Here is a 17,133-nt window from a genome sequence, read left to right as displayed (position 1 = left end):
CATTGCGTGCGCTGCATCAGCGTCAGTATGCACGTTCACTGTTCTAATATTTCATCTTTGCATATCCGTTAGTTATAGGAGCTCCAACATGTCCATCGAAATGATCGAAGCGGAAGAATTCAACCAGGGCACCCAGATCAAAGTGATTGGTGTGGGCGGCGGGGGCGGCAATGCGGTCGAGCACATGATTGCGCGCAATGTTCAGGGCGTGGAGTTCGTCAGTGCCAACACCGATGCGCAGGCGCTCACGCGGAGTTCGGCGCACCGCATCATCCAGCTCGGCCAAAGTGGCCTGGGTGCCGGCAGCAAACCCGACAAGGGACGCGAAGCCGCCGAAGCCGCTGTGGACGATATCCGCAGCGCTATCGAGGGTGCGCACATGCTGTTCATCACCGCCGGGATGGGCGGGGGTACCGGCACCGGCGCTGCGCCGGTGATTGCGCGCATTGCCAAGGAGATGGGCATCCTCACCGTGGGGGTGGTCACCAAGCCGTTTGACTGGGAAGGGGGCCGGCGTATGGCCAACGCGGACGGCGGTCTGGCCGAACTCGAAGCCAATGTGGACTCGCTCATTGTCGTGCTGAACGAAAAGCTGCTGGATGTGCTGGGCGACGACGTGACGCAGGATGAAGCCTTTGCCCATGCCAACGACGTGCTGAAAAACGCGGTCGGCGGCATTGCCGAAATCATCAACGAGCACGGCCAAGTCAATGTTGACTTTGAAGACGTGCGCACCGTCATGGGCGAGCCCGGCAAAGCCATGATGGGCACCGCCGTCGCCAGCGGCCCGGACCGCGCGCGCATCGCTGCCGAACAGGCTATTGCCTGCCCGCTGCTGGAAGGCATCGACCTCTCCGGCGCCAAGGGCGTGCTGGTGCTGGTAACAGCGAGCAAGGGCAGCCTCAAACTGGCCGAGTCGCGCCTAGCCATGAGCACCATCAACGCCTACGCCTCCGCCGATGCGCACGTCATCTACGGCGCCGCTTACGACGATTCGCTGGGCGAAGAAATCCGCGTCACGGTGGTGGCTACCGGCCTGTCACGCCAGAATGCGCGGCGCCAGAACATCCAGGTGGTGCAGGGCGGTTTGCGCACCGGTACCGACAACGTGCCCTACCAGATGCCCAGCAGCAGCGCCGTCATGGGCAGCGTCAGCACGACTTCGGGTGGCAACTCTGGCGCGCAGGCCGATTACGGCAACATGACCGTGCCCAGCGTCTGGCGCACTAACCGCGCGCAGGCTACAGCGCGTGTCGATGCGCTGTCCTCGGGCGGCATGGACGATCTGGAAATCCCGGCTTTCCTGCGCAAGCAGGCTGATTAATGCGGTGTGGCCGGCGCATGTTGCAGCAACGCACGCTGAAGACACTCACCCGTGCGGTCGGCGTGGGCTTGCACAGCGGCCAGCGCGTCGAACTGACCCTGCGTCCAGCCCAGCCGGACACCGGCATTGTGTTTCGCCGCATCGATTTGCCCGAACCGGTGGACATTCCCATCTCGGCCGAGGCCGTAACCGATACACGCATGGCTTCGACCATCTCATGTGGCCAGGCCAAGGTGCATACCGTTGAGCACCTGATGTCGGCTTGTGCCGGTCTGGGCATTGACAACCTGTATATCGACATCACCGCCGAAGAAGTGCCGATCTTGGACGGATCCTCGGCATCGTTCGTGTTTTTGCTGCAAAGCGCCGGCATTACCTTGCAAAACGCGCCGAAAAAATGGATTCGCGTCACACGCCCGGTGCAGATCAGTCAGGGCGAAGGCACGGACGCCAAATGGGCCCGGCTCGACCCCTACCACGGCTTCAAGCTGCGCTTTGAGATCGACTTTGCCCACCCTGCCGTCGATTCGACCGGCCAGTGCGTCGAATTTGATTTGGGCACTGGCAACTACAGCCGCGACATTGCCCGCGCCCGCACCTTCGGCTTTACCAAAGATGTCGAAATGATGCGTGCCAATGGCTTGGCGCTGGGCGGTGGGCTGGACAACGCCATCGTCATGGACGACTACAAGGTGCTCAATGCCGATGGCCTGCGCTACGACGACGAGTTCGTCAAGCACAAGATCCTCGATGCCATGGGCGATCTGTACCTGCTGGGCAAACCGCTGCTGGCGGCATACAGCGCCTTTCGTTCGGGCCATGCACTGAACAACCTGCTGTTGCGTGAATTGCTCCGCCAGCCCGACGCCTGGGAAGTGGTGACGTTTGAGAACGATCGACAAGCGCCCGTCGGCTTTGCCCAGCCGGCGCGTGCTTGGTAATGGTGTAAAGGTGGGTAACAACCTGCTGTGAGCGCAGCGCGCTGTACCCCGCCTCAGCCCCGCATGATTTTTATCCGTTGGCTCGTTCCACTGATGTTGCTTGTCTCCGCGGGGTTTTTTGCTGCGTCCATCCTTACGGGCGAGTTGCGCCACCGCCGCACCGGTTTGATCGTTTTGAAATGGACAGTGGTTGCGGCACTGGTGTTTTTTGCCGTGCTGGTGGTGGACCGCCTGCGCGACGGCGTTTAGAGCGTCCGAGCCGGCTGCGGGGTTGTCGCCTCTATACTCGCGCTTGCTCCGGGGTGTGCTGATGCACTGAGATGCTGGCAGTCTGGCTACGAAAGTAGTCGATGGGCCAGCGAACCCGATGAACTTGATCCGGTTGATACCGGCGGAAGAAGAGCTGATCTCCCCCTGCGCTGGCGCCCTTGGTCAATAAGTGGATGCACAGCGCAGACTGCAGCGCCACAGTGCGCGGGCGACAGGGCACAGGTCCACTCCGGAGCACATCCCGTCATTGCCGTGACCTGCTCTGGAGACTGCCCCATGAATGCCCCCGAAACCCTTCCCCGCGAATCTTTTGCCGAATTGCTGCTGCGCGCCCGTGCGCCGTTTCCAGCCTCGCGCAAGGTCTATGTGCCCGGCCAATTGCACGCCGACCTGCGCGTGCCAGTGCGCGACATTGCCCTGAGCAATGGCGAGCAGGTTAGCGTCTACGACACCTCGGGTCCCTACACCGATCCCGACGCCGTGATTGACGTGCGCCGGGGCTTGGCCAGCGTGCGCAGCGGCTGGATTGAGGGCCGTGGTGATGTGGAGCGCTATCCAGGTCGCCCCCCGGTGGCGCTGGACGATGGCAGCAAGAGCGAAGATGCCGTGCGGCTGGCCCAACTGCGCATCGAGGCTGCGGCCCTGCAACGCCAGCCGCTGCGCGCCAAGAGCGGCGCCAACGTCACGCAAATGCACTACGCCCGGCGCGGCATCATCACGCCCGAGATGGAGTACGTGGCGATCCGTGAAAACGGCAAGCGTGAGTGGATGGCGCAGTACCAGCAGGACGCCGCGCGCGAGCAGCGCCTGATGGGCAATCCGCTGGGTGCGATGATTCCCAAAATCATCACCCCTGAATTTGTGCGTGACGAGGTGGCGCGCGGCCGCGCCATCATCCCGGCCAACATCAACCACCCCGAAGTCGAGCCAATGGCGATTGGGCGCAACTTCTTGGTCAAGATCAACGCCAACATCGGCAACTCGGCGGTTACGTCGAGCATTGAGGAAGAAGTTGAAAAGCTGGTCTGGGCGATCCGCTGGGGCGCTGACAACGTGATGGACTTGTCCACCGGCAAAAACATCCACACCACGCGCGACTGGATCGTGCGCAATTCGCCGGTGCCGATTGGCACCGTGCCGATTTACCAAGCGCTGGAAAAAGTCGGCGGCATTGCCGAAGACTTGACCTGGGCCATCTTCCGCGACACGCTGGTCGAGCAGGCCGAGCAGGGCGTGGACTACTTCACCATCCACGCCGGCGTACGCCTAGCGTATATCCACCTGACGGCGCAGCGGCGCACCGGTATCGTCTCGCGCGGCGGCTCCATCATGGCCAAGTGGTGCATGGCGCACCACCGCGAGAGCTTCTTGTACGAGCACTTTGAAGACATCTGCGACATCATGAAGTCGTATGACGTCGCCTTCAGCTTGGGTGATGGCCTGCGCCCCGGTTGTGCCTCCGATGCCAACGATGAAGCGCAATTCGCCGAACTGCACACCCTGGGTGAGCTGACGCAAGTAGCGTGGAAGCACGACGTGCAAACCATGATCGAAGGCCCCGGCCATGTGCCGATGCACCTGATCCAGGCCAATATGACCGAGCAGCTCAAGACCTGCCACGAGGCGCCGTTCTACACGCTGGGCCCACTGACCATCGACATTGCACCCGGCTACGACCACATTGCGTCGGCCATCGGCGCCGCCATGATCGGCTGGATGGGCACCGCCATGCTGTGCTACGTCACGCCGAAAGAGCACCTGGGCTTGCCGGACCGCGACGATGTCAAGCAGGGCATCATTGCTTACAAGATTGCCGCACACGCCGCCGATGTGGCCAAGGGCCATCCGGGCGCCCGTTCGCGTGACGATGCCCTGAGTCAGGCGCGTTTCGACTTCCGTTGGGAAGACCAGTTCAACCTGGGACTCGACCCGGACACGGCGCGCGCCTTCCACGATGAAACCCTGCCCAAGGACGCCTCCAAGGTGGCGCATTTCTGCTCCATGTGCGGCCCCAAGTTCTGCTCGATGAAGATCACCCAGGAAGTGCGCGAATTTGCTGCCAAGGGCTTGCAAGACAAGGCCGCCGAGTTCCGTGGCACCGGCGGCGAGCTGTACGTGCCCATCGTGCCGGTGGCTTGAGTAGGGTTGCTGTCAAAAACAATAGCTGCTAGCGCTTGCTGGATAAGCGATAGCGGTAGTTTTTGTTATGAATCAGCTGCGGAGTGCTTTGATGCGGCGGTACAGGGAGCGTTCGCTCATGCCCAGTTGCGCGGCCAGTTCGGCGCGGCTGCCGGTGTGCTGGGCCAGCACCTGCTGCAAGTTGGCTTGCTCTAGCGTGTGGCGCGACTGAAGCGACTGGAACGCTGTCAGCGCCGGGCCCAAGGATGCCGTCCCGGCCTCTGCAGGGTGGACTGGTGGCCACTCTGTCAGGGTGCTGGGGCGCATACCTGCCTGCAAAGCTTGCTGCACATGGCTGGCTTCGACGGTGTTGCCATCGCACAGCAGCGAGGCGCGCTCCAGCAAATTGCGCAGCTCGCGCACATTGCCGGGGTAATCCTGCGTTTGCAACAGCGCCAGTGCGTCGCTAGACAAGGCCAGCGGGCGCGCTGCGGTCACGCGTTGCAGCAGCGTCGGCGCCAGCAGGGCAATATCCTCGCGCCGCTCGCGCAGGGCCGGCAGGCGGATGGGGAAGGTGCTCAGGCGGTAATACAGATCTTCACGGAAACGCCCATCGCTGACCATTTGCGCCAAATTGCGGTGCGTGGCCGAGACCACGCGGAGATCGGCATGGCGCACCTCAGTGCTGCCGACCCGGCGGTAGGTGCCGCTCTCTAACAGCCGCAGCAACTTGACCTGCATCGTCAGCGCAATATCACCGACTTCGTCAATAAACAACGTGCCGCCACTGGCCGCCTCGACCAACCCCGGCTGGGTCGAAGTAGCGCCCGTAAAAGCGCCGCGTTCGTGGCCAAACAGGGCCGACTCAAACAGATTTTCGGGCAAGCTGGAGCAGTCTACCGCCACCAGTGGACGCTGGGCGCGCGGGCTGGCCTCATGGACGGCGCGTGCCACCAGTTCCTTGCCGGTGCCCGACTCGCCCAGCAGCAACACCGTGGCGCGCGCCGGGGCCACGCGCGCCACCAGCCCCAACATGTGCTGAAAGGCCGGCGCGCGACCGATCAGGTGGTGCCCCTGCGCTGGAGTGCGGCTGGCGTGCAGGGGCGCCATCTTCTCGACAAAAAAGGCCTGTTCGCCCTGGGCGTCGCGCAGCGGCGCCAGTTCGATCTGGATGTATTCCTCGCCATGCGGTGTGTGGTGCAGGTGCAGCACGCGCTCGCGCTGGCCCGAGGCGCGCGCCAGGGCCAGCGGGCAGGATTCGCCGGCTTGGTCACAGGGTTTGTCAAAGTGGTGTGACACCTCATAACACGTGCGCCCGACCACGTTGTGCTGCGGGCTGAACTGGTGCCGATACGCCGCATTGGCTGCCAGGATGCGGTATTGCCGGTCAAGCAGAATGTGCGGCTCAGACATTCCTTCCAGAAAGGACATCAGCTCGGGCAAGGGCGGGGCAGGGGGCGTTGTCATGCGCTGGCAGTGTAGGTACAACTGCCAAACACTGCCGCCGATGGCAGTGGTGCTGCCACAGTGGCAGTCGGACATCCGGGCTGCACCGCTTGTAGGAGGTGTGCAAGTGGTTGATGGCCATCAAATTTCTGCGCGTAAGGAGGTGTGGCACGGTTCTTGAATGCAGCGAGTGCAGTACCTCGACCAAGAACGCCACCATGAACACCCCGTCCTGCAAAACATCCCCGGTGATTCCGATCGTGCCCTCGGCGGATAAAAGCCCGCTTGCACCGCCCCCCGGTGCCGACGCCAAGACCATGGCGCTGTACGCTGCGCACCAAAAAATCTACCCGCGCAGTACCGAAGGATTTTTTACCCGCTGGCGCTGGGTGCTGGTGTTTTTGACCCAGTTGGCTTTTTATGGCCTGCCTTGGCTTGAATGGGGTCAGCGCCAGATGGTGCTGTTTGATTTGGCGGCACGGCGGTTTTATATTTTCAAGCTGGTGCTGTACCCACAAGATTTTATTTATTTGACCGGCATTTTGGTGATATCGGCCCTGTCGCTGTTTTTATTTACGGCGGTGGCGGGGCGCTTATGGTGCGGTTATGCCTGTCCACAAACTGTCTATACCGAAATTTTTCTGTGGCTTGAAAAATTGACCGAAGGCGACCGCTCGGCGCGCCTGCGGCTGGATGCGGCGCCCTGGACGATGGAAAAAATAGGTCGCAAAGCCGCCAAAAATTTCTTGTGGCTCGCCGTGGCTTTGTGGACTGGATTGACTTTTGTCGGTTATTTCTCACCGATCCGCGAACTGGGCGGTGATTTTATTCAGCGCCACCTGAGCGGTTGGCAGGCTTTCTGGATTTTCTTTTACGGTTTTGCCACCTATGGCGCCGCGGGTTATATGCGTGAGCAGGTGTGCAAACACATGTGCCCTTATGCGCGCTTTCAGAGTGCCATGTTCGACAAGGACACGCTCGTCGTTACCTACGATGCCGAGCGCGGCGAACCACGCGGCACTCGCGCGAAAAAGGCCGACCTTGCCCTGCTTAACCTGGGCGCCTGCATCAGCTGCAACCTGTGCGTGCAGGTCTGCCCCACGGGGATTGATATCCGCAATGGCCTGCAATACGAATGTATTGGTTGCGGCGCTTGCGCCGACGCCTGTGATGCGGTGATGGACAAGGTCGGTTATGCCCGGGGCCTGGTCAAGTATTCGACTGAAAATGCCCTGAAACATAAATGGACCCGTGCGCAAACGTGGCGCCATGTGTTGCGCCCGCGTGTGTTGATTTACAGCGCCATTCTGATCAGCATCGTTGTGGCCATGGCTGTCAGTCTGGCGCTGCGGGTACCACTCAAGGTCGATGTGGTGCGCGACCGGGGCGCGCTGGCACGCATGGCGCCAGGGGGACAGATCGAGAACGTGTACCGCCTGCAAATCATGAATGCCACCGAATCGGGCCAGCGTTTCCGTATCCGTGTTGAGGGCCTGCCTGGGGTGGCGGTCGTCTCGGACAGCGAGGTGACGATCGACTCGACCCAATCGCGTTGGGTGCCAGTGCGTGTGCAAGTGCCCTATACCGCTGCGGTGGCTGGTTCGCACACCATTCACTTCGAAATCAGCAACCAGGACAATTCAGACAAAGTAGTCGAAAAATCTGTATTTTTGGTGCCGCGCTGATCGGCCGCAGCAGACTGTCCGGGGCACTCGCTTCGTCCAGCATGCGGCCCAGGCAAGGGGCTGCACTGATGGCAACGATATCGGGATCATGCCAACTGCAAGGGTTGCAAGGGTTGCAAGGCTTGCAAGGGTGAGCGTGCTGCCTCCATGCGCCGCGCTGCGCCTGAAGGCGTTGCACCAGCCCATGCCGGAGGCTTCTGGTCCGGCAGCACAAAACGGCTGATCAGCGCCGACAGCTCCTGCGCCTGGCTGTGCAGGCTGGCGGAAGCGGCAGCCGATTCCTCGACCAGAGCCGAGTTGGCCTGGGTCATTTGGTCGAGCCGCGAGACGGCGCTGCCGACCTGGGCAATATCGCGGTTCTGCTCCTGTGTAGCCGAGGTGATCTCTGTCAATATGCGCTCCGCCCTCTGGGTGGAGTCCATGATGCAGCGCATGGTGGCGCCTGCGCTGCCTGCCAGGCTGGCGCCGGTGCTTACCTGTGCGACAGAGGCGGCAATCAGGGTTTTGATTTCCTGCGCTGCCACGGCCGAGCGCGTGGCGAGGCTGCGCACCTCGGCGGCCACCACGGCAAAGCCGCGCCCTTGTGCGCCGGCGTGGGCCGCTTCGACGGCGGCGTTGAGGGCGAGGATATTGGTCTGAAAGGCGATGGTGTCGATCACGCCGATGATGTCCACGATCTTGCCGGCCGAGCGCTGGATGTCGTGCATGGTGGTTTCCATCTGGCTGACAACATGCCCTCCCTGCTGCGCTACCGCAGTGGCTGCGGCGGCCATCTGCTGTGCTTGCTGGGCGGTTTCGGCAGACTGCAGCACCCGCACCGTGATCTGCTCCAGCGCGGCAGCGGTTTGCTGCAGGTTGGCCGCTGTTTCTTCGGTGCGGCCGGAAAGTTCCGTGTTGCCGTTGGCGATGTCTGCGGCGGCGCTGTGGACGTTGTGCGCTGAGCCCCGCACCTGCGCCACCAGCGTACGCAGTGCGTGCTGCATCACCGCCAGCGACTGCAACATGCGGCCCGCTTCGTCACGCCCGTGGCCCGCGATGTCGTGGCGCAAATCCAGTTGCGCCACCCGGTCGGCCGTGGCACTGGCTGCGGCAATGGGCTGCGTGATGCTGCGGCGCAGCCACAGCGCCAGCAAGCTGCCCATCACCAGGGCCAGGGCGGTAAAGACCAGCAGCACCAGGCGCGCCCGGTTGCTCCACTGTGCAATGGTGGCGTCACTGGCATCGATATCGTTGCGCTGCGACTGGGTCAGGGTGCCCAGGGACGCTTGCAAAGCGACGGAGGCTGGCAAAAAGCGTTGGGTATAGGTATCACGGATACGCTGCGTCAGCCCCGAGTCGCGGGCAGCCACCAGTTCAGTGCGCGCTGTGGTGAAGCTCCTTTCAGCGCTTTGGACTTGCTGCAGCAATTGCTGCTCCTGCGCGCTTTGCAGCAAAGTGGTCACCTGGGCCATGAGCTGGTCGTAGGTTTTTTGCGTGCTGGCAATGTCAGCGCCCAGAATCTCGCCCACCTCGGGTTCGGAGCTCAGGGCGGCCGCCTTGTAGCGCTCGGCGTTGATGGCTTGCGCGCGGTAGGCATCGGCGATGAGTCTTTCGGCGGTGATGCTGTGCTGCACCATGTGCGAGGTGGCTGTGTGGATGCGCTCCAGCGACCAGATACCGGTGGCCGAGCCGATCAGACCCAGCAACAGCACGACAAAAAACGCCAACAGCAGGCGCTGGCCCAAGGTGTTGCGTGGCGAGAGGACGGGGTGTTGGATGGCGTGCATGGGGCGAGGGGCTGGTGGTGCCCCTAAGGGCAAAGTGCTGACCAGGACACTATGGCGCCGCTGTGTGACACTTTTTTGTCAGTCCGCCCGCTTGGGCGCTGGCTTGCCGGGTACGCGGGGGGCAGTCCTTCAGGTGTAATTTATAGTGTTTTTGGCATCTAGCCCATATCAGGTAAGCGCTAATAGCTATTTATTAAATAGCATTCATGGCGAAAAAAAAGCGCCATCGGCGCTTTTTGCGGCGTCTTATCTTCAAACCGCCGTGATGGCGATGGCCGGCAGGCTGTCCGGGTCGATGGCTTCGTCCAGCGTGCTGCCCCGGTAGATGGGCTGCGCTGGCTGGGCCAGCAAGTCGCGGACAAAGTTGGGCTGGGCCAACAGGGCATGGTGCGTATCGCCGTTGTACAGCTGCAGGTCTTGCAGGCCGCGTGTGGCAATGCGCGCATCCACCTCGGCGCTGCTCAGCAAAGTCGGATCGGTGCTGTCGGACGCCATCGCCATGCACCACAGCGTGCCGTACAGCGGCACATATTGCAGGTACGGGCGCACGATGGGGAAGGCGGCGTGCAGCGAGGCTGCAATGCGCGCCATCGTCTGCGGTACATGGATCGGTGAGCCCAGATGCAGCGACAGCACGCCGCCGGGGTGCAGGGTGCGCCGGCAGGCCTGGTAGAACTCGACGGTGTACAAATCGAGTGCCGGGCCGAAGGGGTCGGTCAGATCGAGCACGATCTGGTCGAAGCGCTCAGTGCCCGACTCGATCAGGGTGCGGGCATCGCCCAGGCGCAGTTCCAAGCGCGGGTCGTCCAGCGCGCCCTTGTGGATCTGGCCCAGCCATTCGCGTGCCAGTTGCACCACATCGGCGTCCAGCTCGGCCAGTACCACCCGTTCCATGGTGGGGTATTTGAGCAATTCTTCTGCGGCGCCGCCGTCGCCGCCGCCCACTATCAGCGCGCTGCGCGGCCCGGGGTGGGCCAGGGCCGGCAGGTGGATCATCGGCTCATGGTAGAAAAATTCGTCACGCTCGGAGGTCATGAAGCAGCCATCAATGCGCATCACCCGGCCAAACAGCGCGTTGTCAAAGACTTCGATGTGCTGCCAGGGCGACTGCTTTTGTGCCAGCAAGCGGGCTTCGCGCAGGTAAAAACCAAAATCGGGCGTCAGGCGCTCGGCCACGTAGCGCGCGGCCTGCGCGGTCTGCGGGGTGCCCATTCAAGCGCGCTCGACGCTGTGCAGGTGTGGGTCGCTGGGGCTGAAAGCGGCCTGGATGTCCTGGAACAGTTGTTGCGCCTTCGGGCGGTTATTGGTGGAGTAGTTGCACACATACACGTCCAGCGTGACGTAGCCCGATTCTGGCCAGGTGTGGATGGACAGGTGCGACTCGGCCAGCACGACCACGCCGGTCACGCCGCCGCCTTCGCCAAAGCTGTGGAACAGACTGCCTACCGAAGTCAGGCCGGCAGCGGCCACGCGCGCCTTGCAGAATGCTTCAAGGTAGCTGGCATCCAGCATCAGGCGGCTGTCGCACAGGCAGCCATACAGGTCACCGATCAGGTGCAGACCGGTGGCTTGGCGGGCAATGGCGGCGGCCTGGATCGGCACAACTTGTTGAAAATTCTTCATCTTGAGGGGGTTCCTTTTTGCGAGGGTTGCAAAACACAGCGCGCTGCTGGCGTGCCTGCACAAGGAAGAGAGAAGCGTCGCCGGCCTGATTGCCGCGCCCTCGTTCCGTTGTGCGTCGGTGACGCCAAAGTAACGCTGACAGCAGTCCGCTCGGCCGGCCGAGCGGGTCATTTCTGAACCTCTCATTGTAACTTCGCGCTATTTGTATGGATCAGACACCAAACCAGCGCTTCAGGGTTTTCCATCATATGATGTGCGGCTTGCGCCGTACCCTTTTTGTGTGCGGCGCTTTTGTCTGGTCCCTGCATGTCTTCTTCCTTACTGTCCACCTCTGCTGCGCTGGTTGAATTGCGCGATGTCCACTTCAGCTATGGCGAGCAGCCGGTGCTGCGCGGGCTGTCGCTGACCGTGCCGCGTGGCAAGGTGACGGCCATCATGGGTGCCTCGGGCGGCGGCAAGACTACGGTACTGCGCCTGATTGGTGGCCAGCAGCGCGCCCAGCAAGGCCAGGTGCTGTTCGACGGCCAGGATGTCGGGCGCATGGATACGACCGCGCTGTATGCGGCGCGCCGGCGCATGGGCATGTTGTTTCAATATGGCGCGCTGTTCACCGACATGGACGTGTTTGAGAACGTCGCCTTTCCCCTGCGCGAGCACACCGACCTGCCCGAAGCGCTGCTGCGTGACATCGTGCTGATGAAGCTGCACGCTGTCGGCCTGCGCGGCGCACGCAAGCTGATGCCGGCACAAATTTCGGGCGGCATGGCGCGGCGCGTGGCACTGGCGCGCTCGATGGCCCTCGATCCCGAGCTGGTGATGTATGACGAGCCCTTTGCCGGACTCGACCCGATTTCTCTCGGCACGGCGGCGCAGTTGATCCGCCAGTTGAACGACGCCATGGGGCTGACCACCATTCTGGTATCGCACGATCTGGAGGCGACCTTTCGCTTGGCCGACCACATCATCATCCTGGGCCCTGGCACCATTGCCGCCCAGGGCACGCCGGACGAAGTGCGGCACAGCACGGATGCGCTGGTCCACCAGTTCGTCAATGCCTTACCAACCGGCCCGGTGCCGTTCCATTACCCCGGCCCGGACGTGGCGCAAGACTTTGCTGCCATCAACGGAGACGCGCCATGAGCTGGTACAAACCTGCCGACGTCGGCTTTGCCGTGCGCTCCCAATTGGTCGCTCTCGGCCAGGGCGCGCGCCTGTTGGCCCGGCTGCTGGCCTTGCTGCCGGCAGTGCTCAAGCGGCCCAGGCTGGTGCGCGACCAAATCCATTTTTTGGGCAATTACTCGCTGGGCATCATTGCCGTGTCGGGCCTGTTTGTCGGTTTTGTCATGGCCTTGCAGGGCTACTACACGCTGCAGAGTTTTGGCTCGACCGAGGCACTGGGCCAGTTGGTGGCGCTGAGCCTGCTGCGCGAACTTGGGCCGGTGATCACGGCGCTGCTGTTTGCCGGACGCGCCGGCACCTCGCTGACGGCTGAAATTGGCCTGATGCGCGCCGGTGAACAACTCAGCGCCATGGAAATGATGGCGGTGGACCCGGTACAACGCATTCTGGCGCCGCGCTTCTGGGCCGGCGTGATTGCCATGCCGGTGCTGGCGGCGGTGTTCAGCGCGGTCGGTGTCGTCGGCGGCTGGGTGGTGGCGGTGCCGCTGATTGGCATCGACTCGGGCTCATTTTGGAGCCAGATGCAGGGCGGTGTGGACGTGTTCAGTGATGTCGGCAACGGCATCATCAAAAGCGGGGTGTTTGGCCTGACGGTGACGTTTGTCGCTTTGCTGCAAGGCTTTACCGCCAAGCCCACGCCCGAGGGTGTCTCGCGCGCCACCACGCGCACGGTGGTGGTGGCGTCGTTGGCGGTGCTGGGGCTGGACTTTCTCCTGACCGCCCTGATGTTCAGTATCTGACCCGGGCAAAGGCCCCCGGCACAAGGAAAATCAACAATGCAACAGTCCAAAAACGATCTCTGGGTGGGCCTGTTCGTCATGCTCGGTGCGGCGGCGGTGGTGTTTCTGGCCCTGCAGGCAGCCAACCTGCTCAGCCTGAACTTCCAGTCCGGCTACCGCGTCACGGCACGCTTTGACAACATTGGCGGCCTCAAACCCAAGGCCGCGGTGCGCAGCTCGGGCGTGGTGGTGGGGCGCATCGAGTCGATCACCTTTGACGACAAGGTGTACCAAGCCCGCGTCACGCTGGTGCTGGAAGACCGTTATCTTTTCCCCAAAGATAGTTCGCTCAAAATCCTCACCAGCGGTTTGCTGGGTGAGCAATACCTCGGCATTGAGGCCGGTGCCGATGAAGCCAACTTGGCCAACGGCGACACGGTGACGGCGACACAGTCGGCCGTGGTGCTTGAAAATCTGATTAGCCAATTTCTCTACAGTAAGGCTGCTGAGGGGGCTTCCCCCGCAACAGAAGAACCAAAATGACCTCCTTTCTTTCTGCAGGCGCCGCTTGCCCCTCTGAATCCCCGCGCCGTGCCAGCCTGGCCCGTGCAGCGATCTGTGCAGTTTTTGCCTTGGTATTGGCCGGCTGCGCCAACGGCCCCGCCAACGACCCGTTCGAGCGCTACAACCGGGGTACGATCGATTTCAACGAGTCACTCGATGCCATGGTGCTCAAGCCGGTGGCCGAGACATACCAAGAGGTGACGCCAGTGATGGCGCGCACCGGCGTGAGTAATTTCTTTTCCAACCTGGGCGACGCCTGGTCGTTTGTCAACAACCTGCTGCAACTGCGCCCCGAGCCGGCCATGAACAGCCTGGTGCGTTTCAATGTCAATACCTTGTTCGGTCTGGGCGGATTGCTGGATGTTGCCAGCGAAATGGGCGTGGACCGCTACAAGCAGGACCTGGGCCAGACCCTGGGACGCTGGGGCGTGCCGACCGGGCCGTATGTGGTGCTGCCCATTCTGGGGTCATCGACGGTACGCGATACCCTGACCTTGCCCCTGAGCTGGCGCGGCAATCTGATCTCCCAGGTGGAATCCACCACGGTGAGCAACAGCCTGTATGCGCTCAGTGCCGTCAATACCCGCGCCAATCTGCTGCGCGCCAGCGCCGTGCTGGACAGCGCTGCGCTAGACAAATACAGCTTCATGCGCGATGTTTATATGCGTGTGCGCCGCCAGGATGGCGCGCCACCAGAGGGCAGCAAGGCCGATGACGACAGTGGCGCTGACGAAGGCATCTTGCCCAACGAGCCGTATTGATCAAGGGAAATGAAATGAATCGACGTTTGCTGGGCCGCATGGCCGCTGTTTTTGGAGTAGCTCTGTGGTTGGGTCTGCCGCTGTCCGCACAGGCGGCCGACGAGGCACCAGACGACCTGATGCGGCGCCTGTCTGACGAGGTGTTGGAGACGCTGCGCAGCGATAAAACCCTGCGCAGCGGCAACATCTCTTACGTCATCAGCATGGTGGACAAAATCGTCATGCCCAACGTCAACTTTCGCCGCATGACGGCGGCGGCCGTCGGCCCCGCCTGGCGCCAGGCCAGCGCCGCGCAGCAGCAGCGCCTGCAGGACGAATTCAAGAACCTGCTGGTACGCACCTATGCCGGTGCCTTGTCGCAAGTGAAGGACCAGACCGTCACCGTTAAGCCACTGCGCGCCGCAGCGCAGGACAAGGACGTGCTGGTGCGCACCGAAGTGCGGGGCCGGGGCGACCCGGTGCAGCTGGATTACCGCCTGGAAAAAACCCCCGGTGTCGGCGCCGGTTGGAAGATCTACAACCTCAACGTGATGGGCGTGTGGCTGGTCGAAACCTACCGCAGCCAGTTTTCCGAGCAGATCAACAAGAGCGCCAATGTGCAAAAGGGCATTGATGAGCTGATTGCAGCGCTGGCCGCGCGCAACCAGAGCAACGCCAGTCAGGACTGAAGGCCGAACGCCATGAACACCCTGCCCACCCTGCTTGCGTTGCCCGCCCAATTGACGCTGCGCCAAGCGCGCGCGGCGCTGGAGGTACTGCTGCAAGCGCTGCGTGGGCAGACCCAGGCGCACTTGGTTTGCGACGCCAGCGCGCTGCAGGTGTTTGATTCCTCGGCGCTGGCGGTGCTGCTGGAATGCCGCCGCCACGCGCTGGCGGCCGGCAAGACCTTTGCCGTGCATGCTTTGCCGCCGGCGCTGGCCGGTATGGCGGCGCTGTACGGCGTGGCCGAATTGCTCCCGGCTGCGGCCTAAAAAGGTGTTCCCGGTGGCGGGCGCAGCCCCCGCGCTGCCTACACCGTAAAATAGCCGGCTCCCATGCCTGCCATCTCTTTTCAGACTGTCTCCAAGACCTATCCCACGCCCCAAGGCCTGTTCCGTGCGCTGGACAACGTCAGCCTGGACATCCAAGAAGGCGAATTCTTTGGCTTGCTGGGGCCCAATGGTGCCGGCAAGACCACCCTGATCAGCATCCTCGCCGGTCTGGCACGTGCCAGCAGTGGCCGCGTGCTGGTGCAGGGCTGCGACGTGCAGACCGACTACGCCGCCGCCCGGCGCAAGCTCGGGGTGGTGCCACAAGAGTTGGTGTTCGATCCGTTTTTCAATGTGCGTGAAGCGCTGCGCTTTCAGTCGGGCTATTTCGGCGTCACCCACAACGGCGACTGGATCGATGAACTGCTGCACAGCCTGGGCCTGGCCGACAAGGCCAACGCCAACATGCGCCAGCTCTCGGGCGGCATGAAGCGGCGCGTGCTGGTCGCGCAGGCGCTGGTGCACAAGCCGCCGATCATCGTACTCGACGAGCCCACGGCTGGTGTCGATGTGGAACTGCGCCAGACGCTGTGGCACTTCATTGCGCGCCTGAACAAGGAAGGCCATACCGTGCTGCTGACCACGCACTACCTCGAAGAGGCCGAGGCGCTGTGTGGCCGCATTGCCATGCTCAAGCGCGGCCGTGTGGTGGCGCTGGACGCGACGTCCGAGCTGCTCAAGGCGGCGTCGGGCAATGTGCTGGTGTTCAAGACCGACAGCCCGCTGCCACCGGCCATCGCTGCACAGGCGCGCGTCACCGGACGCGTGGTGCAACTGGCGACGCAAGAGACGCAAGATATCGAGCAGTACCTGACCGCGCTGCGCCAGGCCCAGGTCGATGTGCAGGACATCGAAATTCGCCGCGCCGACCTGGAGGACGTGTTCCTCAGCGTCATGGCCAAGGCCAGTGCCGAGGACACGCCATGACCGGCTGGCAAATGCTGCTCTACAAAGAGGTGCTGCGCTTCTGGAAGGTCGGCTTTCAGACCGTGGCGGCGCCGGTACTCACGGCGGCGCTGTATTTGCTGATATTTGGCCATGTGCTGCAAGGGCGGGTGCAGGTGTACGAAGGCGTGGACTATGTGGCTTTTCTGGTGCCTGGCCTGGTGATGATGAGCGTGCTGCAAAACGCCTTTGCCAACAGCTCGTCCAGCATGGTGCAAAGCAAGATCATGGGCAGTCTGGTGTTTCTGCTGCTGACGCCGCTGTCGCACCGGGCCTGGTTTGTGGCGTATGTCGGCGCCTCGGTGTTGCGCGGGCTGATGGTGGGGCTGGGCGTCTTTGTAATCACCCTGGCTTTTGCCCCGCCGCAGTTTGCCGCCCCGCTGTGGAGCCTGGTGTTTGTCGTGCTCGGTGCCGCGCTGCTGGCCACGCTGGGGCTGATTGCCGGCTTGTGGGCCGACAAGTTCGACCAGATGGCGACGTTTCAAAACTTCATCATCGTGCCGCTGACTTTTCTGTCGGGCGTGTTTTATTCCATCCAGTCGCTGCCGCCGTTCTGGCGTGCCGTGAGCCACCTGAACCCGTTCTTCTACATGGTGGACGGTTTTCGCTACGGCTTTTTTGGCCAGAGCGACACCTCGCCCTGGTTCAGCCTGGGCATCGTCGGGGGCGCCTGGCTGCTGGTCAGCGGGCTGGCTTTGCACTTGCTGCGCACTGGCTACAAACTGCGCTCTTGACCACGCATCCACGCGTATTTGCTATTTTTT

Annotated in this window: 17 protein-coding genes and 1 riboswitch; of the genes, 13 read left to right on the top strand and 4 right to left on the bottom strand. The window is 62.6% G+C overall.

Annotated elements, in window-relative coordinates; all coding sequences use genetic code 11:
• Positions 1 to 88 precede the first annotated feature (88 nt).
• The 4 genes from ftsZ (at position 89) to thiC (ending at position 4,674) form a co-directional block, all read left to right on the top strand.
• A complete protein-coding gene (gene ftsZ, locus Q390_RS0100430; RefSeq protein WP_027994289.1) occupies positions 89 to 1,324 on the top strand; it encodes a cell division protein FtsZ in 1,236 nt (411 codons plus the stop codon).
• Between the two features lie 17 nt (positions 1,325 to 1,341).
• Positions 1,342 to 2,265 (top strand): UDP-3-O-acyl-N-acetylglucosamine deacetylase, encoded by a 924-nt coding sequence (lpxC, locus tag Q390_RS0100425; protein ID WP_027994288.1) that lies wholly within the window; start codon positions 1,342 to 1,344, stop codon positions 2,263 to 2,265.
• Between the two features lie 93 nt (positions 2,266 to 2,358).
• Positions 2,359 to 2,514 (top strand): hypothetical protein, encoded by a 156-nt coding sequence (locus Q390_RS0100420; protein ID WP_245606828.1) that lies wholly within the window; start codon positions 2,359 to 2,361, stop codon positions 2,512 to 2,514.
• A 39-nt stretch (positions 2,515 to 2,553) separates the two neighbouring features.
• A riboswitch (TPP riboswitch) is annotated at positions 2,554 to 2,682 on the top strand.
• 129 nt (positions 2,683 to 2,811) lie between these two features.
• Entirely contained in the window at positions 2,812 to 4,674 is a 1,863-nt protein-coding gene (gene thiC / locus Q390_RS0100415; protein WP_027994286.1) for a phosphomethylpyrimidine synthase ThiC, read from the top strand.
• A 72-nt stretch (positions 4,675 to 4,746) separates the two neighbouring features.
• Here the strand turns inward: thiC and Q390_RS0100410 are convergent, their stop codons facing one another.
• A complete protein-coding gene (locus Q390_RS0100410) occupies positions 4,747 to 6,120 on the bottom strand; it encodes a sigma-54 interaction domain-containing protein (protein WP_027994285.1) in 1,374 nt (457 codons plus the stop codon).
• A gap of 197 nt (positions 6,121 to 6,317) precedes the next feature.
• Between Q390_RS0100410 and ccoG the strand changes: the two genes are divergently transcribed.
• Positions 6,318 to 7,784 (top strand): cytochrome c oxidase accessory protein CcoG, encoded by a 1,467-nt coding sequence (gene ccoG / locus Q390_RS0100405; RefSeq protein ID WP_027994284.1) that lies wholly within the window; start codon positions 6,318 to 6,320, stop codon positions 7,782 to 7,784.
• An 86-nt stretch (positions 7,785 to 7,870) separates the two neighbouring features.
• Here the strand turns inward: ccoG and Q390_RS0100400 are convergent, their stop codons facing one another.
• From Q390_RS0100400 to speD, 3 genes are all read right to left on the bottom strand, one after another.
• Positions 7,871 to 9,550 carry a methyl-accepting chemotaxis protein gene (locus tag Q390_RS0100400; protein WP_027994283.1) on the bottom strand — a complete coding sequence of 560 codons (1,680 nt, stop codon included), beginning with the start codon at positions 9,548 to 9,550 and terminating at the stop codon, positions 7,871 to 7,873.
• 252 nt (positions 9,551 to 9,802) lie between these two features.
• A complete protein-coding gene (gene speE, locus Q390_RS0100395) occupies positions 9,803 to 10,762 on the bottom strand; it encodes a polyamine aminopropyltransferase (RefSeq protein WP_027994282.1) in 960 nt (319 codons plus the stop codon).
• Positions 10,763 to 11,173, bottom strand: a complete 411-nt coding sequence (speD, locus tag Q390_RS0100390) for an adenosylmethionine decarboxylase (protein WP_037471898.1) — start codon at positions 11,171 to 11,173, stop codon at positions 10,763 to 10,765.
• A 306-nt stretch (positions 11,174 to 11,479) separates the two neighbouring features.
• Between speD and Q390_RS0100385 the strand changes: the two genes are divergently transcribed.
• The 8 genes from Q390_RS0100385 to Q390_RS0100350 all read left to right on the top strand — a co-directional run bounded on the left by Q390_RS0100385 (position 11,480) and on the right by Q390_RS0100350 (position 17,103).
• Positions 11,480 to 12,313 (top strand): ABC transporter ATP-binding protein, encoded by an 834-nt coding sequence (locus Q390_RS0100385; RefSeq protein ID WP_027994280.1) that lies wholly within the window; start codon positions 11,480 to 11,482, stop codon positions 12,311 to 12,313.
• Positions 12,310 to 13,092: a lipid asymmetry maintenance ABC transporter permease subunit MlaE gene (gene mlaE / locus Q390_RS0100380; RefSeq protein ID WP_027994279.1), complete on the top strand. Its 783-nt coding sequence runs from the start codon at positions 12,310 to 12,312 to the stop codon at positions 13,090 to 13,092. Before Q390_RS0100385 ends, mlaE begins: the two co-directional genes overlap by 4 nt.
• A gap of 36 nt (positions 13,093 to 13,128) precedes the next feature.
• Positions 13,129 to 13,614: an outer membrane lipid asymmetry maintenance protein MlaD gene (gene mlaD, locus Q390_RS0100375; protein WP_027994278.1), complete on the top strand. Its 486-nt coding sequence runs from the start codon at positions 13,129 to 13,131 to the stop codon at positions 13,612 to 13,614.
• Positions 13,611 to 14,396, top strand: a complete 786-nt coding sequence (locus Q390_RS0100370; protein ID WP_027994277.1) for an MlaA family lipoprotein — start codon at positions 13,611 to 13,613, stop codon at positions 14,394 to 14,396. The genes mlaD and Q390_RS0100370 overlap by 4 nt, the downstream gene beginning before the upstream one ends.
• 14 nt (positions 14,397 to 14,410) lie before the next feature.
• Entirely contained in the window at positions 14,411 to 15,064 is a 654-nt protein-coding gene (locus tag Q390_RS0100365) for an MlaC/ttg2D family ABC transporter substrate-binding protein (protein WP_027994276.1), read from the top strand.
• Positions 15,065 to 15,094: 30 nt separating this feature from the next.
• The gene (locus Q390_RS0100360; RefSeq protein WP_027994275.1) at positions 15,095 to 15,367 is read left to right on the top strand and encodes an STAS domain-containing protein; all 273 of its coding nucleotides are present in this window, start codon (positions 15,095 to 15,097) and stop codon (positions 15,365 to 15,367) included.
• Positions 15,368 to 15,430: 63 nt separating this feature from the next.
• The gene (locus Q390_RS0100355; protein WP_027994274.1) at positions 15,431 to 16,351 is read left to right on the top strand and encodes an ABC transporter ATP-binding protein; all 921 of its coding nucleotides are present in this window, start codon (positions 15,431 to 15,433) and stop codon (positions 16,349 to 16,351) included.
• Entirely contained in the window at positions 16,348 to 17,103 is a 756-nt protein-coding gene (locus tag Q390_RS0100350; protein ID WP_027994273.1) for an ABC transporter permease, read from the top strand. Before Q390_RS0100355 ends, Q390_RS0100350 begins: the two co-directional genes overlap by 4 nt.
• Positions 17,104 to 17,133 lie beyond the last annotated feature (30 nt).

It is taken from the genome of Simplicispira psychrophila DSM 11588, assembly GCF_000688255.1.
Lineage (GTDB): Bacteria > Pseudomonadota > Gammaproteobacteria > Burkholderiales > Burkholderiaceae_C > Simplicispira > Simplicispira psychrophila.
Note: the sequence above shows the minus strand (reverse complement) of the source record. Positions and strands in the feature narration are given on the sequence as shown.

Bases quoted from the DNA above. Each gene is read 5' to 3' on its own strand.
- Q390_RS0100370 (WP_027994277.1), top strand. From the start codon at position 13,611: ATGACCTCCTTTCTTTCTGCAGGCGCCGCTTGCCCCTCTGAATCCCCG.
- ccoG (WP_027994284.1), top strand. From the start codon at position 6,318: ATGAACACCCCGTCCTGCAAAACATCCCCGGTGATTCCGATCGTGCCC.
- Q390_RS0100355 (WP_027994274.1), top strand. From the start codon at position 15,431: ATGCCTGCCATCTCTTTTCAGACTGTCTCCAAGACCTATCCCACGCCC.
- speD (WP_037471898.1), bottom strand. From the start codon at position 11,173: ATGAAGAATTTTCAACAAGTTGTGCCGATCCAGGCCGCCGCCATTGCC.
- mlaD (WP_027994278.1), top strand. From the start codon at position 13,129: ATGCAACAGTCCAAAAACGATCTCTGGGTGGGCCTGTTCGTCATGCTC.
- thiC (WP_027994286.1), top strand. From the start codon at position 2,812: ATGAATGCCCCCGAAACCCTTCCCCGCGAATCTTTTGCCGAATTGCTG.
- Q390_RS0100410 (WP_027994285.1), bottom strand. From the start codon at position 6,120: ATGACAACGCCCCCTGCCCCGCCCTTGCCCGAGCTGATGTCCTTTCTG.
- Q390_RS0100365 (WP_027994276.1), top strand. From the start codon at position 14,411: ATGAATCGACGTTTGCTGGGCCGCATGGCCGCTGTTTTTGGAGTAGCT.
- mlaE (WP_027994279.1), top strand. From the start codon at position 12,310: ATGAGCTGGTACAAACCTGCCGACGTCGGCTTTGCCGTGCGCTCCCAA.
- lpxC (WP_027994288.1), top strand. From the start codon at position 1,342: ATGTTGCAGCAACGCACGCTGAAGACACTCACCCGTGCGGTCGGCGTG.
- speE (WP_027994282.1), bottom strand. From the start codon at position 10,762: ATGGGCACCCCGCAGACCGCGCAGGCCGCGCGCTACGTGGCCGAGCGC.
- Q390_RS0100385 (WP_027994280.1), top strand. From the start codon at position 11,480: ATGTCTTCTTCCTTACTGTCCACCTCTGCTGCGCTGGTTGAATTGCGC.
- Q390_RS0100420 (WP_245606828.1), top strand. From the start codon at position 2,359: ATGTTGCTTGTCTCCGCGGGGTTTTTTGCTGCGTCCATCCTTACGGGC.
- Q390_RS0100400 (WP_027994283.1), bottom strand. From the start codon at position 9,550: ATGCACGCCATCCAACACCCCGTCCTCTCGCCACGCAACACCTTGGGC.
- ftsZ (WP_027994289.1), top strand. From the start codon at position 89: ATGTCCATCGAAATGATCGAAGCGGAAGAATTCAACCAGGGCACCCAG.
- Q390_RS0100350 (WP_027994273.1), top strand. From the start codon at position 16,348: ATGACCGGCTGGCAAATGCTGCTCTACAAAGAGGTGCTGCGCTTCTGG.